Raw genomic sequence first — 16,845 nt, forward strand, 5'->3', positions numbered from 1 at the left:
TTTATTGCGTATCGTCAGCCTTTACTCGCCCCTTTTTTATGACTGGATACTTTGGTGTATCCGTCTTTTGCTTTCCACCTTCACTCGGCATTTTTGACAGCATTCTGCCTGTAAGGCGTTTTCTGCTCAATATCACGCGGCTCGCACGGCTCAGGAAGCTCACCTGAGCAATCCGTTTGGATACGCCTTTTAACGGCTATTCCCGACTTTTCATTATGCAGATTGCCATCAGACTGTATGAGCACCCGACCAGAAAGGTACCTATGAAATTATTTCTAAAGGCTATTCTTGGATCACCCACCGCAGCGACTACCCCTTGGCATGATACTGCACCTGTAAGGGATGAACTATTCAGTGTGGAGCGATTGGAACAGCATGCTGAGAGCCTTGCCAAAGCGCAGTCGATAACTACCCACCCACCACGGGTATCTACTTTGCATGCCCGCCTGAATGATAACGCCAATACGCTGCTGGCAGCATATCGGGCCAGTGCCGCAGAACTGGAAAAGGGCCGCGCAGTAGTCCCTGCGGCTGAGTGGCTGTTGGATAATTATCATCTGGTTGAAGAGCAGATCCGCGAGATCCGTGATGATTTGCCGCCGGGTTATTACCGTCAATTGCCGAAACTGGCCGACGGCCCCTTCGCTGGCTATCCACGGGTATTTGGCATTACCTGGGCTTTTGTGGCGCACACTGACAGCCATCTGGACCCGGATGTATTATGCCGTTTTATTATGGCGTATCAGCGTGTTCAACCGCTGACGATTGGTGAACTCTGGGCGGTGGCGATTACGCTGCGTATTGTGCTGATAGAGAATTTACGCCGTCTGGCTGATCAGATAACTCAAGGTCGTAAAGATCGGGCCGATGCTGAGGCGCTGGCGAATCGCTTATTGGACGCCGGCGATAGCCGATTGGCTCTGGAGTCTGATATTGCGGTGCGATCCAGTGAACCTTTATCTGAGCAATTTGCATCTCAATTGGCAAAGCGGTTACGTGATCAAGACCCACGCACCACGCCAGCATTGGGCTGGCTGGAAGATCGCCTTCAATTACAAGGGCTATCGATTAGTGAAGTTGTACAACGAGCTCAACTACGGCAGGGGGCATCTAACGTTTCGGTCCGAAATGTTATTACCAGTATGCGGTTGATCTCGGATATTGACTGGGCTGATCTGTTTGAGAGTGTAAGCCTGGTCGATGAATGCTTACGCCAGGGTAGCACTTTCGCCAGTATGGATTTTCAAACCCGCAATCTGTACCGCAGTGCCATCGAACAATTATGCCGAGGTTCCACCTTCACAGAACTGGAAATTGCCGCTCTTGCCCTGCAAGTCGCACAAACTACAGCTGAGGCCGCAGAACCAGAGAATGTTGAACGCTGCCGTGACCCAGGCTATCACTTGATTGGGGCGGGAAGGCGTGAATTGGAGAATCAACTCAGATTCAGTCCTTCAATACGTTTGTGGTTTAGCCGCTTGAGCGTCAGCTTTGGTGTTGGCGGTTTTATGGGGGCCATTTTTCTGGTCACTGCCGGATTACTGGCATTGGCGCTGTGGGCGCTCTCTTTCCCCGGACTGGCGACGGGCTGGCTGGTATTATTTACCTTAATCGCATTTATCCCTGCGACAGATGTGGCAACTGCCCTGGTAAACCGCGTTATCACCTGGAGCTTTGGTGCCACGATTTTACCGGGATTGGAGCTAACCAGTGGCGTACCGGATGGATTGCGTACCTTGGTGGTGGTGCCCACGTTGCTCACCAGTAAAAGTGATTTATTGGCGCAAATCGAGCAGCTAGAAGTCCACCATTTATCGGGGGCTACCGGTTCTCTTACCTTTGCTCTGCTGTTGGATGGGGTTGATGCAGACCAGCAAGTCATACCGAGTGATGGTCCACTACTGCTATTAGCCGATGAGGCTATTGCACGGCTTAATCAACAATATGGCCCCGGTCCTGCCGGGCCGCGTTTCCTGCTGTTGTACCGTCAGCGAAGGTTTAATGAAAGTGAAAACCGCTGGATGGGCTGGGAGCGTAAACGGGGCAAGTTGCATGAACTTAACCGCCTGTTACGGGGGGCGACGGACACCTCATTTATTGCCACCGCCGCCGGTGAACCACAGGTGCCAACCGATGTGCGTTATGTCATTACGCTGGATGCGGATACCCGACTGCCACGCGATGCTGCCCTGCGCTTGATTGGCAAAATGGCGCATCCGCTGAACCAACCACGCTTTAGTGCGGACCAGCAGCGGGTCACCGATGGTTATGGCATTCTTCAGCCACGTGTGACGCTGGCATTGCCGATGGGCAAAGGTGGATCGTTATACCAACGGGTATTTTCTGGTCCTGGGGGGATGGACCCTTACGCTGCCGCAGTTTCAGATGTTTATCAGGACATGTTTGGCGAAGGCTCTTATACCGGCAAAGGTATTTATGATGTCGATGCGTTTGAAGCCTCGCTGGCCGGCAGGGTGCCAGAAAATGCCTTACTCAGCCATGATCTGTTTGAGGGGATTTTTGCCCGTGCCGGATTGGCTTCGGATATTGAAGTGGTGGAAGAGTCACCCGCCCGCTATGACGTAATTACCAAGCGTCAGCATCGCTGGACGCGGGGTGACTGGCAATTACTGCGTTGGGTGGTCAGGAACGACAAAGACAGCAAAAATGTTCCATTGCTGGGCCGTTGGAAAATGGTGGATAACTTGCGCCGCTCACTGGTTGCTCCCTTTGCGCTAATGTTGCTGGGTTGCAGTTGGATGCTACCCATGCCTGCTGCGTGGGTTGGGGTGTTGGTAGTCATCTTGCTGATCGCGTTCCCCTCTTTTCTACCCATTTTGTTCTCATTATGGCCGGCTCAGAATACTCGGCTGAGTAACCATTTACGTTCTTTACTCGATGATACTAAACGAGCAGGCAGTCAGACGTTGTTGTCATTGATTTTCCTGGCTGACCACGCCTGGCAGATGGTTGATGCTATTGGCCGCACGCTAATTCGCCTGTTTATTACCCATCGTAATTTACTGGAGTGGACCACCGCCGCACAATCTGCCGGTAAACCCCACCCCGGTGTCGCCGGTTTTTATCGTCATATGGCGGGCGGAACGCTATTAGGTTTGCTGATGGCCGCCATTGCATTGATGGTTTCGCCCTTGGCCTGGCCACTGATTTTACCCTTTGCCATTATATGGTTTTTCGCTCCGGCCATCGCGTTGTGGGTCAGCCGTTCCCATCAGGTAGCACAACATAAACCGATAACGGCGGAAGATATCCCCGAGTTGCGTCTGACCGCCCGGCGCACTTGGCGCTTCTTCGAAACCTTTGTTACCCCTGATGAAAACATGCTGCCGCCTGATAACTTTCAGGAAGATCCAAAACCGGTGGTGGCACACCGCACTTCACCGACCAATATGGGATTGTATTTACTCTCGACAGTGGCTGCTCGCGATTTTGGTTGGGCGGGTACCTATCGCACCTTGGTGCGGCTGGAAGCAACCTTTGAAACCTTTCATAAACTGGCGCGTTTCCGCGGGCATTTCTTTAACTGGTATGGCACGCAGGATCTACGGGCGCTGGAACCGGCTTATGTTTCTTCGGTAGACAGTGGCAACCTGGCCGGGCATTTGATTGTGCTGGCCAATACCTGTGAAGAGTGGGCGGCAGAACCGCTGGCGACTAACGGCGCTAAGGGGTTGATGGATAACCTGTTGTTGGCCGAGATATCCTTTAACGCGTTACCCGCGGGTGATGCTGATTTTAAACGTAAGCTGTGGGCGGTTTTAGAACAAATCCGTATGGATTTAAAGGGGGTCGGTGACGCTGAAATGTTACCGCTGTCGTTAAAACCGTTATTAGTCAAAGCCTCAGCGATGGTGCATGGTGTCGCACGTTCTATTGATGATAATGCATTTATTGATTTGAGTTATTGGATTGAAGTACTGATTTTGGCGGCCGCTGAACATGAATGTGACCAGCAACTCACGCAGGAGATGCAGGAGCAAGTTAATGATCGGTTGTTGAAATTGGCTGCTGAATCCCGCCATATGGCGCTGGCGATGGATTTTGCTTTCCTGCTTGATCCCGAGCGTAAATTGTTATCCATCGGTTATTCGTTGGTGGATAACAGCCTTGATCCGAGTTGCTACGACTTACTGGCCTCAGAGGCTCGCCTTGCCAGTCTATTTGCTATCGCCAAAGGCGATGTGCCGACTCGTCATTGGTTCCGTCTGGGGCGAGCGGCGACCCCGATTGGTAAAGGGGCTGCGCTGATTTCATGGTCTGGCTCGATGTTCGAATACCTGATGCCCTCACTGGTGATGCGCGCGCCGGCGGGCAGCTTGCTGGAACAAACGAATCAACTGGTGGTTGAACGGCAACAGGCTTATGGCCGCAGCTTGAATATCCCGTGGGGCATTTCTGAGTCGGCGTACAGTGCACGTGATATCGAGTTTACTTATCAATATTCTAACTTTGGTGTCCCTGGGTTGGGGTTAAAACGTGGTTTATCAGAAAATACCGTAATCGCGCCTTATGCTACCGGGCTGGCAGCTATGATTGATCCACACGGTGCGCTACAAAACTATGAAAAACTGGCGGAGATGGGTGCGTTAGGCCGCTATGGTTACTATGAAGCACTGGATTTCACCCGCTCGCGCTTGCCGGAACATCAGCAGGTGGTAATTGTACGCAACTATATGGCGCACCATCAGGGGATGACCATTGTTGCTATTGCCAATACCTTACAGCAAGGACGGATGCGTAACCGTTTTCACCATGAGCCAATGATTCAGGCTTGCGAATTACTGTTGCAGGAGCGGATGCCGCGCAATGTGGCGATTGCTTATCCTCGGACCGAGGAGGTGTTGCTGTCCGCGGTGGCAGACAGTGCATTACCAACCATTCGCCGCTTGTCCTCACCGGTTATTGGAGCACCCGTGACTCACCTGTTATCCAATGGCCGTTATGCTGTGATGCTGACCAGCGCGGGGGCTGGCTACAGCCGATGGCTGGATGTCGCGGTCACTCGCTGGCGGGAAGATGCTACTTGTGATGATTACGGCTCCTTTATTTTCCTGCGTGATTTACGCAGTGGCCGCAGTTGGTCTGCCGGGGCGCAACTGGCCGCCAGTGATAATGCCCATCGTGAGGTGATTTTCAGTGAGGATCATGCCGAATTTATCTGCCGCGACGGTACGCTGACCAGCACCATGGATGTGCTTATCTCCAGTGAAGATGATGGTGAAGTACGGCGGATCTCGTTACTTAACACGGGCCGCCGTGCGCGGGAGATTGAACTGACCTCTTATGCTGAGGTGGTACTCACTGCGGCCGCAGCAGACAGTGCGCATCCGGCATTCGCCAAAATGTTTGTGGTTACTGAATATCTGGCGGAATTGGGTACATTAATTGCGACGCGGCGGCCCAGAACAGCACAAGAACCACAAGTCTGGGCGGCGCATTTCTTGGTTGCTGATGGCCTGCCGATGAGTGAGCTGCAATATGAATCGGATCGGGCCAAGTTTATTGGTCGCGGTAACCGGGTTATTAGCTCGGCTGCCATGCAAGTGGGAGTGGCACTGTCAAATACTGTGGGTACAGTGCTGGATCCGATATTCTCACTGCGCCAGAGCTTGCTGGTACCGGCGGGCAAGACCGTTACGGTTTCCTTCTGGACACTGATTGCTTCATCGAAAGAAGCTTTGCTGGATATGGTGGATAAACACCGTGACCGCAGTGCGTATGACCGTGCTAAAACATTGGCCTGGACCCAGGCACAGGTGCAGTTACGCCATTTGGAGATTAAAGCTGAGGAGGCGGCAGATTTTCAGCAACTGGCCGCGCCTATTTTGTATGCCGATGCCCGCTTCCGTTCGCCATCGACAACTATCATACGTGGTGCAGGGATCCAATCAGTATTATGGACTCAATCCATATCGGGTGATTTGCCGATAGTTCTGCTGCGTATTGATGATATCGAAGACATTGATCAGGTGCGGCAATTACTGCGCGCACATGAATACTGGCGCATGAAACGTTTGGCGGTTGATCTGGTTATCATCAATGAACGGGCGTCTTCTTATGTACAAGATTTGCAAATCGCTATAGAAACCGCAGTGCGCAGTAGCCAGTCACGACCACACTTGGGTGATCAGCTACGACAAGGTTCGGCCTATGCCTTGCGTGCTGATCTGATGAGTGCAGAGACTCGATCGCTACTCCGTTCGGTTGCTCGGGTGGTGTTATCAGCCCGCTATGGCACATTGGGTAATCAACTCAACCATCTGTTATTCACTCTGGACAAGAAAATTGTTCCTTCGGATAAAAAGCTGTTCGCAACGGATAAAAAGTTATTCACATCAGATAAGCGCCTGTTAGCACAGGATAAAAAGTTATTAACAGCCGATAAGAAAGTCAGTTTCTCACTGGTCAAACCGGTTAACTTGCCGACGGCAACCTTATTACCCTTACCTGAAAATCTGGAGTTCTTTAATGGTCTGGGAGGGTTTGGCCTGCAAGGGCAGGAATATATAACTTGCCTGAATGATGGGGAAAATACCCCCGCGCCCTGGGTTAATGTAATTTCCAATCAGACCTTCGGTTTTCAGGTTTCGGCTACCGGTAGTGGCTATACCTGGGCTGAAAATAGCCGAGAAAACCAGATAACGCCGTGGCTCAATGATCCCGTTATCGATTCCTCTGGCGAATGCCTGTATCTGCGCGATGAAGACTCTGGGCTACTCTGGAGCCCTACGGCACAGCCGATCCGCGATGGTGGCACCTATATCGCTCGCCACGGTCATGGCTATAGTCGGTTTGAGCATCAGGCTAATGGTATTGGCATGACGCTGCTGCAATTTGTGCCGCTGGCGGATCCTATCAAGATATCCCGTCTGACATTGCGCAATATGTCGGATAAACCACGGCGTATCTCGGTGACCGCCTATGCCGAATGGGTACTGGCGACCTCTCGCGGGGCGACCGGGCCATTTATTATTACCGAAATGGATGAACCAACCGGTGCCATGTTGGCGCGAAATCCCTGGAGCACCGCCTTCCCCGGCAGAGTTTCCTTCGCTGACTTAAATGGACAGCAAACTAGCTGGACCGCCGATCGTAGCGAGTTCCTTGGACATTATCGCGACAGCTCTGCACCGTTAGCCCTATCGGCAATAATACCGCTTTCCGGTACGACCGGTGCCGGGTTTGATCCCTGTAGTGCGCTGCAACAAACGATTGAACTGGCGGTGGGCGAGCAAGTAGAGGTGGTGTGGTTTATCGGCCAGTGTGCTTCAGTGAGTGAGGCACAAGCTTTAATTACCCGTTACCGTACGGCAAATCTGGATGCGGTGTTGAGTGACGTCACCGATTACTGGCGTACCTTGCTGAAGGCCATCCAGGTGAAAACGCCGGATCGACAGATGGATATCATGCTCAACGGCTGGCTGCTTTATCAAACGCTGGCATGCCGTGTTTGGGCAAGGTCGGCATTTTATCAGGCCAGTGGCGCTTATGGTTTCCGCGATCAATTACAAGACGGCATGGCGCTAACCTTTGTTCAACCGGATACGACGCGACATCACCTATTGCGCGCCGCCGGGCGACAATTTATCGAAGGTGATGTACAGCACTGGTGGTTGCCTCACTCCGGGCAGGGGGTGCGAACTCGCATCTCTGATGACCGGGTTTGGCTCTCTTTTGCCACCGCCACGTATATTCTTGCAAGCGGTGATAGCGGTGTGCTGGATGAAACAGTACCGTACCTCGAAGGGCCGATATTGCACCCAGGCGAACACGATGCTTTCTTCCAGCCACTGGTGGCACAGGAAAACGCCTCACTGTTTGAACATTGTGCCAAAGGGTTGGATCAATGCATTGAATTGACCGGAGAGCTTGGTTTACCGCTGATGGGGACCGGTGACTGGAATGATGGCATGAACCGAGTCGGTGAAGGGGGAAAAGGGGAGAGTGTTTGGTTGGGTTGGTTGCTGGTGGCAACGCTGAAAATGTTCATTCCGTTAGCGAGCAAGCGTGACCCTCGACGGGCCAGGCAGTGGCAGGAGCATCTCAGCGGTTTAATCGAGGCATTAGAGCGGGAAGCATGGGATGGCGACTGGTATCGCCGTGCAACCTTTGATAATGGCAGTTGGCTGGGATCTAAAGCGTGCAACGAGTGCCGTATTGACTCTATTGCCCAGTCGTGGGCGGTGCTATCGGGGGCCGCAGACCCACTACGAGCCGTACAAGCAATGGCTTCACTGGAGCAACATCTTATTCGTCCCGATGATGGGATGGCACTGCTATTCACTCCGCCTTTTGACAAAACGCCAGATGATCCTGGTTATATCAAAGGCTATCCTCCTGGTTTACGGGAAAACGGGGGGCAATATAGCCATGCTGCCATGTGGGTGATTTTAGCCTTTGCTGAATTAGGTGAGGGGGATAAGGCCCGCAACCTGTTTGCATGGCTCAATCCGATAAATCATGGCAATACCCCTGCGGGGATTGCGCGTTACAAAGTCGAACCCTATGTGGTCGCAGCCGATGTCTATTCAGTCGCACCTCATGTTGGGCGCGGTGGCTGGACGTGGTATACCGGTTCTGCGGGCTGGATGCAGCGCGCGGGTATGGAAGGTATTCTGGGGATCCGGCGTGAAGGCGGGGAACTGGTGATTAATCCTTGCATACCCGCCAGTTGGCCGGGATTTGAGGCGACGATTAATCTGGCTAACACGCGCTATGTTATTCGTGTTGAAAGTCCGGCCCAGCGCTGTCAGGGGATTAGTTCGGCGACATTGAATGGTTTAGCACTCGCCTATCAATCCGACGGGGTACGAGTTGCTCTGGATGGTGGCGAATACGAACTGATTATTATTTTATAACCAATATCGATTCAGTCGGGGTAGTCAATTAGCACTATCTTGACTGAACAAAATAAAAACTGAAAAATATGTTGAATTATCATGCAACTGCCCCAATATTATAAACTTGTCACTAAGGAGGTAGCGCATGGGAATTAGCGAAGAAGAGAGTATCCGCCGTCTGACTGATGAGAAAAGCTCTATTGGTCATTCGGCTAAATGGGTGGCAATCATTTCTGCTATCTATTTCATTATAATGCTGTTTTATCAGCATGAGTTAGGTGTGTTAACACTGGCGGGCGGGATTTTTGTTGTATCGTTTTCCATTTGGATGAAGAAACGCCAAAAAGTGAAATCTTACAAAAACCAACTGCAACAGATGGGCGACGATAAAGCAGTTTAACGCAGGCCACCATCTGATGAACGGTTAGTCCGATGTTCCGGCTTTTATTTTTCGTTTGCAGTGATGCAAGCGCCATCTGCTTATTGTCTTTCGCCTCGTAGTCGCCTGTTTATCCCTATGGTTTTCTTGCCAGTGATTTGGACATATTAAATCCTGTTACTACAAATGCCATTTGCTCATACAATCTTTTCGCTTGTGGATTATCCGCAGCGACCCGCAGCTTTATCTCAAATATGCCCTGATCGACCAGTATATTTTCTAATTCCTGTAAACACGCAGAACCATAGCCTTTACGCTGATGTTGCGGCAGAACATAGAAATCTTTAATAAAAGCTGCACTGTCATTGTTAGCCTGGCCGTACCATAAATAACCCACCAGTGCGTTATTATCGCTCTCGCCATCCTTATTTTCGATGCAATACAGACGGTCACCGGGAGTATTAACACCCTCTGGTAAGTAACCATCAAAAATTTGCGTTGCATGAGCCAATGCTTGCTCGATGCTATAACCACTATTGGATGATAAATCTTGCGCATACTCACTAATAAAGAGATTCCGATAGTCGTTTAGCTCTTCGGTATGCATTGCTCTGAGTGTGACCATAATATTCCCTTGGTATTTGAAGTGCTAAGGGGGTTAGCGGCGATCTCACCCCTGAATAAGCTTATGGAGATGCGTTTACTTGCGGTCTGCCTACAACTCCAATAGCTTTGTGTATATAGTAGATTTAGTTCGAGATAAACATAGTAACGTTTTGTAGGAAATAAGATACATAAAGTAAATCAGAAGGTTAAACCATAAAAGGGGATGTAATGACCATGCAGAATAGCCATAAAGATGCCGTTGAGCGGCAATTTGGCGATCAAGCCAATGCTTATCTGACCAGTGCGGTTCACGCTCAAGGTAAAGATTTACAGCGTCTGGCTACACTATTGCAATCTGATGGCGATGCCCGTTTACTTGACCTTGGATGTGGTGCCGGACATGCCAGTTTTACCGCTGCGGCAGTGGTGAAATCTGTAGTTTCTTATGATCTTTCAGCGCAAATGTTGCAAGTGGTCAGTCAGGCGGCAACAGATAAAGAACTGACTAATATTGAAGTACAGCAAGGATTAGCAGAGTCATTGCCGTTTAATGATCAGAGTTTTGATATTGTTATCAGCCGTTATTCTGCCCATCATTGGCATGATGTCGGCCAAGCATTACGAGAAGTTAAACGTGTATTACGCCCCGGCGGAAAGATAATCTTTATGGATGTAGTTTCCCCCGGTCATCCGGTGCTGGATATTTATTTGCAGACCGTGGAGGTGTTACGTGATACCTCACATGTGCGAAATTACTCTCCCGGCGAATGGCTGGCACTAGTGACCGATGCCGGGTTAGTGATAAATGAGGTCACCTCCGATAGACTCTATTTGGAGTTCAGTAGTTGGATTGCCAGAATGCGTACTCCACAGCATTTTGCTATCGCGATCCGTGAGTTACAAAAATCAGCATCTGATGGTGTCATTAAGCATTATGAGATCCAAACTGATGGTTCATTTACCAGTGATATTATGATGATTGTAGCAAAGCGTGACTGATCCCCATCACCTTTCAAGCCGCCTGCATCTTGCAATATATAGGGTCTACCAGCAGGCGGCGGTGTTAATGCATCGACGATTGCCCATAAATATTTGTGATTTATTTTTCTAATGACACAAATTAATTTATTTTCTCCTTATTACTCTCACAATGATTGAGCTTCTTTACATTGCATTACGTCACCTTGCGTTGGTCCGCCCATAATTAACCTCACCAAGACGTTACATATAACCCGTCAGTTGGAGCATATTATGAAACTATTACCTGTTATCATCGCTACACTTATTACTACCACCTCATTCGCCACTCTGGCCGCGCAAGAAATTAGCTCAGAACAAGCCACTAAATTGCAAAGTATGGGGGTGATTTCTCTTTCTAATGTTAGCGGTTCACCGATGGATGTGGAATCAGCATTGAATACCAAAGCGAGCGCTGATGGTGCCAGCCACTATCGGGTCATTGGTATCAGTAACCCTGGTGATTCCAGCCATTACAACGCCAGTGCCGAGATTTATCGTTAATGTTCTAAGCCTAAGTTAGTGTGAGTGAAATATTTAGATACTATATTGATATGGCAATATTTTTTTAATCAGACTCTAAAAATAGGTTAACAATAGTGGGTCATTGTTAACCTAAGACTGTACATTTCATTATTACCCATCGGTACTATCAATTTATCTGCTAAAAATAATTAACTCTTAGAGCAATCTTAATGCGCTCTTAATAAATATAAGGTGTTATTGTGGTCCATTCGGGTTTCCGAGGAGAGGCTATGCTAAACACTGTCCGGCGTAATTTTAAAAGTCAGTTTTCCTATTTACAGCGCTTTATTGCCTCACCACGTACCGTTGGTACGTTAGCTCCTTCTTCGCCTTGGTTATGTCAGGCGATGTTGAATCAGGTAGATTGGACCCAAAACCTTAATATTGCTGAATTAGGGGCTGCTGATGGTGTACTGACAAAGCGTATTTTGTCACATATGTCAGCAAAGTCTCACTTACAGGCCTACGAGATTCAGCCACACTTTGTTCATGCATTACACCAGATCAAAGATTTACGTTTGCAGGTAGCTGATCGTTCAGCCGAACAGTTGGATCAGAATTACGATGTGGTATTTTGTTGTTTGCCATTACTCTCGATCCCAACCAAGATCAGTATTAGAATATTGCAGCAAACTCAGCAGCGCTTACGCGCTAACAGCGGAGTGTTAGTCTTATTTCAATACAGCCACCTTTCCGAGCCACTGTTATCTCGTTATTTCACGTGGAAAAAGATACGCGTGGTACGTAATTTCCCTCCTGCATTGGTGTATATTTGTCAGCCCCGTTAATGGTCTAACCTTGATAGTCACCTCATATTACCTGTGCAATAGCCTCTGGTTTGCCAGAGGATTATCAGGCAAAAAGCCCAATCGTATTGATCAAATACACGCTTGAGTGTGACTTTCAGCGACTTCTCGCTCTCATCCAAATGCCTTCCCAATTCAATTGAACTGATAGATAAGTAGGTTGTACTGGCAGGTTTACGTTTCGATCAGTTTGATGCTTTCGCCGGTAAAGGGCGGCCTTTCGTCATCAATCCCGATAGCTCTGATGGTCAATTGATCCCTCGTACCGATGTGGTCTATAAGCTGACACCGAAAGTTTCTCTTTATGACAGTTACAGTGGATCCTTCAAACCTAATTTGTCTATTGCCAACCAGATTGATTGCCACCGCAGCAGGGGCAATCTTGGGAGGTTGGCAGTAAAGTTGAATGGCTAATGGTGTATCGTTAATTTTACGATGCTGTAAAGTTTGCACTACCCTTAATTATCGGTATGATTCGCATCTACAGTGTAGAGCTGAGTGTTAATCCTATTTAGCTGGTCGACAATAGTGGCCAATTTTTTGATGCCGAGAATTTATCCTCAGAAGTTGATGCGAAAGGACTTTCAAGTAATGACACAGACTATCTTCATGGTAGGCGCGCGCGGTGCGGGTAAGACAACGGTAGGGAAGGCGTTGGCACAGGCGTTGGGATATCGTTTTATAGATACTGATCTGTTTATGCAGCAAACCTCACAGTTGAGTGTTGCTGAAGTGGTTGCTCGCGAAGGCTGGGAGGGTTTCCGCCAGCGAGAAAGTATGGCTCTACAGGCTGTCACTGCGCCTAAAACTGTTGTTGCAACCGGTGGTGGTGCGGTGCTCGCTGTTGAGAATCGTACTTTTATGCGTAAGCATGGGCAGGTTATCTATTTACGCGCATCAGCGAATGTGTTGGCTGAACGATTAGCCGAAGACCCGGAAGATGCCCAGCGACCAAGTCTTACAGGCAAACCGATCGTAGAGGAAATGCAGGATGTGCTGGCTAGCCGGGAAGCTCTGTATCAAGAGGTTGCCCACTATGTGCTGGATGCGACTCAAGCGCCGCAAGATGTTGTTGAACAAATTTTGCAGCTTTTGACTGATGAAACCGTAAAGTAGCTGGGAAAGTAAGCGTAATTTATCCGATGAATAATTAGCCCACCTGATTGCCTGATAATTATACGAAGCGTACAATTATCATCTACGTAATCATTTCAGCGTAAATCATTTGCGTTGATAAATGCCCCTTAAGGCAAGGCCGATCAAGGCGGGCCGATGAAAACCTTCAAATCCTTTATTCACCAACACACTAATTTTATGCCAGCGTTCTGGTCAATATTGATTGTGATTTTTGAAACCTCGCTGGCGCTGTACATCTTACGCAACCTCTAATGCCACTCTTATTTCGATAAATGAGCCTTCACGAGAATTGTGAAGGTGTTTGCTATGGCTAATTTTCAACCATATGGCAGCTATTTACCCGCCCCAATAGGGCAATTTGCCGCTAAATTGTACGCTTTATCCACAACTTCGGGAGTGAATCCGGCGATGATCCCATTTCGCCATAATAATCAGTGACAGAGCGTTTATAGAAACCCTAATATGAAAGCTCAATCTTGATTAAGACGCGGGTACAAAACTATGCTGAAATTTAATGAGTATTTTACCGGGAAAGTGAAATCTATTGGTTTTGACAGTGACAGCATTGGGCAAGCTAGCGTTGGGGTGATGGAAAAGGGAGAGTACACCTTCAGTACGGCTAAAGCGGAAGAAATGACGGTGATCACCGGCTGCTTAAAAGTACTGATTCCTGGTTCGGCTGGCTGGGAAGTGTTTAAGCCAGGTGAAACCTTCTACATTCCAGGGGAAAGTGAGTTTAACCTGCAAGTTGCTGAAGCATCTTCGTATCTGTGTAAATATTTGAGCTAAAGAATTCGGATACTCGCCCTCTCATCGCGAAAGGGCGATATCAGCTTAAGCTGTGTTATGCACCTAAGTTAGTGCTGAGCCTCGCCACCCAAGGCTTCAATCAGATTTTTAATTAAGGCGGCCAGTTCACTGGTCATCAGAATAAAATCGGCATCGAAGCGCTGCACAAAATCATCCCGATCAATATCATCATTCTGTTCACGCAGCGTGTCAGCGAATTTCAGGCGCTTGAGTGAGCCATCATCGGACAGAACCAATTGAATGCGTTCCTGCCAATCCAGTGCCAGTTTAGTGACCAGCTTGCCCGCTTCAATATGTACTGCGATTTCATCACTGAATAGATCCTGCTTCTTGCAACGGATCACGCCGCCGTCTTCCAGAATGGCTTTCAACTCAGCTTCATCCATCAGCGCAAATCCGGCGGGCAATTCTTTACTACGCACCCACTCGGTTAACGTCAGCTCGATAGGGTTTTCTAAGGTCAGTGGTACCACCGGCAAGGAACCCAGACTTTTACGCAACAATGCCAAGGTGTCTTCAGCCCGTTTAGCGCTGGCAGCATCAACCATAATCAGATCGTTGTCGGTATCAATCCACAAAAAGGTTTGGTTAAAGCGACTGAATGCGCGTGGCAATAAACTGTGCAAAACTTCATCTTTTAATGCGTCTTTTTCAGTTTTTTTCAGTTTACGATGCTGTTCACCTTCCAGGCGCTCAATTTTGGCTTGCAACTCTTGCTTAATCACTGGTGATGGCAAGATTTTCTCTTCTTTGCGGGCACAAATGACGATCTGGCCATTAACCGTATGGGTTAATGCATCGCTATGCGACCCCATCGGTGATACCCAGCCCGTTTTTGCCATATCCTGACTGCCACACGGCGTGAAACTGAGGGCGCTTAACTGTTTCTCCATTTCATCCGCAGATAGTGAAACTTCCCGGCTCAAACGGTAAACCATTAAATTCTTAAACCACAACATAGTGTTATCCCTGGCTCGGGCGCGCCTGGAGCGCGCGAGTTAATCAAACGCAGGGCGGCATGATAACGAATTGACGCCTCGGCCCCTAGTAAAAAGAATAAGAAAAAAACAGAGCCGACCGCTCATCTGCTGAGCGCTATTTTAATCCACAGGGATTCAAACACGACAGAATGCAAAATAGCGGGCGACAAAGATTGTGTCACAGGGGTGTATTGTCCAAACTGAAAGAAGAAGATTCTTATTGTCGTCACGTTTTTGGCAAGCAGGGCCTTATTTTTTGATAAAATCGGTTATCACCAACAATGAATTTTCCTGTCAATGAGGTAAAGCGCTATGCGCATTGGTATAGATCTGGGTGGCACCAAAATAGAGGTCATCGCATTGGCCAACGACGGGCAGGAGTTATTTCGTAAACGGGTTGATACACCCCGCCACGATTATCAAAATACCTTGCAGGCGATTGCAACGTTAGTTGCAGATGCGGAGCAGGCGACGGGCCAGCAGGGGAGTGTGGGGGTGGGTATCCCAGGGACTCTCTCTCCGTTTACAGGCAAAGTAAAAAATGCCAATTCAGTGTGGCTGAATGGTCAGATGGTAGATAAGGATTTATCAGAACTACTCTCCCGCCCAGTGCGATTGGCAAATGATGCTAACTGTTTGGCGGTATCAGAGGCTACCGATGGTGCGGGGGCGGGGAAACATCTGGTATTTGCGGCCATTATTGGTACCGGCTGTGGCTCTGGTATTGCTATTGATGGCCGGGTACATGCCGGCGGCAATGGTATTGCGGGTGAATGGGGCCATAACCCTTTACCGTGGCAAAATGATGAAGAGCGGCAATATCAACAGGAAGTAGCCTGCTATTGTGGTAAAAAAGGGTGTATTGAGACTTTTGTCTCCGGTACCGGCTTTGCGACAGATTATTTTCGTATGAGTGGCAAACAGCTTAAAGGCCACGAAATTATCGCCTTAGTAGCACAAGGGGATGCCATCGCAGAGCAAGCAATGAGCCATTATGAACAGCGCTTTGCCAAGTCGTTAGCTCATGTCATCAACTTGTTTGACCCAGATGTGGTGGTATTAGGAGGTGGCATGAGCAATGTTGAGCGGCTATATACAACCTTGCCCGCGCTAATCAGCCCATGGGTATTTGGTGGTGAGTGCCAGACCCCGGTGCGCAAAGCACTTCACGGCGATTCTAGTGGTGTGCGTGGGGCCGCTTGGTTGTGGCCTGCTATTACCCAGCATCCTTGACACTACAGCGTTGTTAGCGGCTCTCGCGCACCCGAATCACTTACTTGTGTAAGCTCATCGGGACTTACTCGTTTGCTGCCTAGCTGTAATGCCAATGCTTTTGGGTAATACTCTTTGTCCTTGACACTACAGCGTTGTTAGCGGCTCTCGTGCACCCGAATCACTTACTGGTGTAAGCTCATCGGGACTTACTCGTTTGCTGCCTAGCTGTAATGCCAATGCTTTTGGGTAATACTCTTTGTCCTTGACACGACAGCGTTGTTAGCGGCTCTCGCGCACCCGAATCACTTACTGGTGTAAGCTCATCGGGACTTACTCGTTTGCTGCCTGGCTGTAATACCAATGCTTTTGGGTAATACTCTTTGTCCTTGACACGACAGCGTTGTTAGCGGCTCTCGTGCATCCGAATCACTTACTTGTGTAAGCTCATCGGGACTTACTCGTTTGCTGCCTGGCTGTAATGCCAATGCTTTTGGGTAATACTCTTTGTC

At 49.0% G+C, this 16,845-nt stretch carries 11 protein-coding genes and 1 pseudogene; 10 read left to right on the top strand and 2 right to left on the bottom strand.

What is annotated here, in order from left to right; translation table 11 throughout:
* Positions 1-263 precede the first annotated feature (263 nt).
* Together Q2T71_RS03725 and Q2T71_RS03730 are read left to right on the top strand one after the other, a co-directional pair.
* Positions 264-8,879: a GH36-type glycosyl hydrolase domain-containing protein gene (locus Q2T71_RS03725; RefSeq protein ID WP_372558164.1), complete on the top strand. Its 8,616-nt coding sequence runs from the start codon at positions 264-266 to the stop codon at positions 8,877-8,879.
* Positions 8,880-9,006: 127 nt separating this feature from the next.
* Positions 9,007-9,261, top strand: a complete 255-nt coding sequence (locus tag Q2T71_RS03730; protein WP_083160103.1) for a hypothetical protein — start codon at positions 9,007-9,009, stop codon at positions 9,259-9,261.
* A gap of 115 nt (positions 9,262-9,376) precedes the next feature.
* Here the strand turns inward: Q2T71_RS03730 and Q2T71_RS03735 are convergent, their stop codons facing one another.
* Positions 9,377-9,865 carry a GNAT family N-acetyltransferase gene (locus Q2T71_RS03735; RefSeq protein WP_372558165.1) on the bottom strand — a complete coding sequence of 163 codons (489 nt, stop codon included), beginning with the start codon at positions 9,863-9,865 and terminating at the stop codon, positions 9,377-9,379.
* 209 nt (positions 9,866-10,074) lie between these two features.
* Between Q2T71_RS03735 and Q2T71_RS03740 the strand changes: the two genes are divergently transcribed.
* From Q2T71_RS03740 to ppnP, 7 genes and pseudogenes are all read left to right on the top strand, one after another.
* A complete protein-coding gene (locus tag Q2T71_RS03740; RefSeq protein WP_372558166.1) occupies positions 10,075-10,845 on the top strand; it encodes a class I SAM-dependent methyltransferase in 771 nt (256 codons plus the stop codon).
* Positions 10,846-11,097: 252 nt separating this feature from the next.
* Positions 11,098-11,367, top strand: a complete 270-nt coding sequence (locus Q2T71_RS03745) for a YdgH/BhsA/McbA-like domain containing protein (protein ID WP_372558167.1) — start codon at positions 11,098-11,100, stop codon at positions 11,365-11,367.
* 251 nt (positions 11,368-11,618) lie between these two features.
* Positions 11,619-12,176, top strand: a complete 558-nt coding sequence (locus tag Q2T71_RS03750; RefSeq protein WP_083160097.1) for a class I SAM-dependent methyltransferase — start codon at positions 11,619-11,621, stop codon at positions 12,174-12,176.
* A gap of 144 nt (positions 12,177-12,320) precedes the next feature.
* Positions 12,321-12,601 (top strand): annotated as a pseudogene (locus Q2T71_RS03755) (TonB-dependent receptor domain-containing protein); the annotation flags it as partial.
* 184 nt (positions 12,602-12,785) lie between these two features.
* Complete coding sequence (gene aroL, locus Q2T71_RS03760) at positions 12,786-13,310, top strand: shikimate kinase AroL (protein ID WP_372558168.1); 525 nt, start codon at positions 12,786-12,788, stop codon at positions 13,308-13,310.
* A gap of 327 nt (positions 13,311-13,637) precedes the next feature.
* Complete coding sequence (locus tag Q2T71_RS03765) at positions 13,638-13,769, top strand: hypothetical protein (protein WP_372558169.1); 132 nt, start codon at positions 13,638-13,640, stop codon at positions 13,767-13,769.
* A 63-nt stretch (positions 13,770-13,832) separates the two neighbouring features.
* Positions 13,833-14,120, top strand: a complete 288-nt coding sequence (gene ppnP, locus Q2T71_RS03770; protein ID WP_005189270.1) for a pyrimidine/purine nucleoside phosphorylase — start codon at positions 13,833-13,835, stop codon at positions 14,118-14,120.
* A gap of 68 nt (positions 14,121-14,188) precedes the next feature.
* Here ppnP and rdgC read toward each other — a convergent pair whose 3' ends face one another.
* Positions 14,189-15,100, bottom strand: coding sequence for a recombination-associated protein RdgC (gene rdgC / locus Q2T71_RS03775; protein ID WP_372558170.1), 912 nt, complete (start codon positions 15,098-15,100; stop codon positions 14,189-14,191).
* A gap of 333 nt (positions 15,101-15,433) precedes the next feature.
* On the opposite strand from rdgC, the gene mak reads away from it, so the two are divergent.
* A complete protein-coding gene (gene mak / locus Q2T71_RS03780) occupies positions 15,434-16,354 on the top strand; it encodes a fructokinase (RefSeq protein WP_372558171.1) in 921 nt (306 codons plus the stop codon).
* Positions 16,355-16,845 lie beyond the last annotated feature (491 nt).

It is taken from the genome of Yersinia sp. 1652 StPb PI, assembly GCF_041538345.1.
GTDB lineage: Bacteria > Pseudomonadota > Gammaproteobacteria > Enterobacterales > Enterobacteriaceae > Yersinia > Yersinia enterocolitica_E.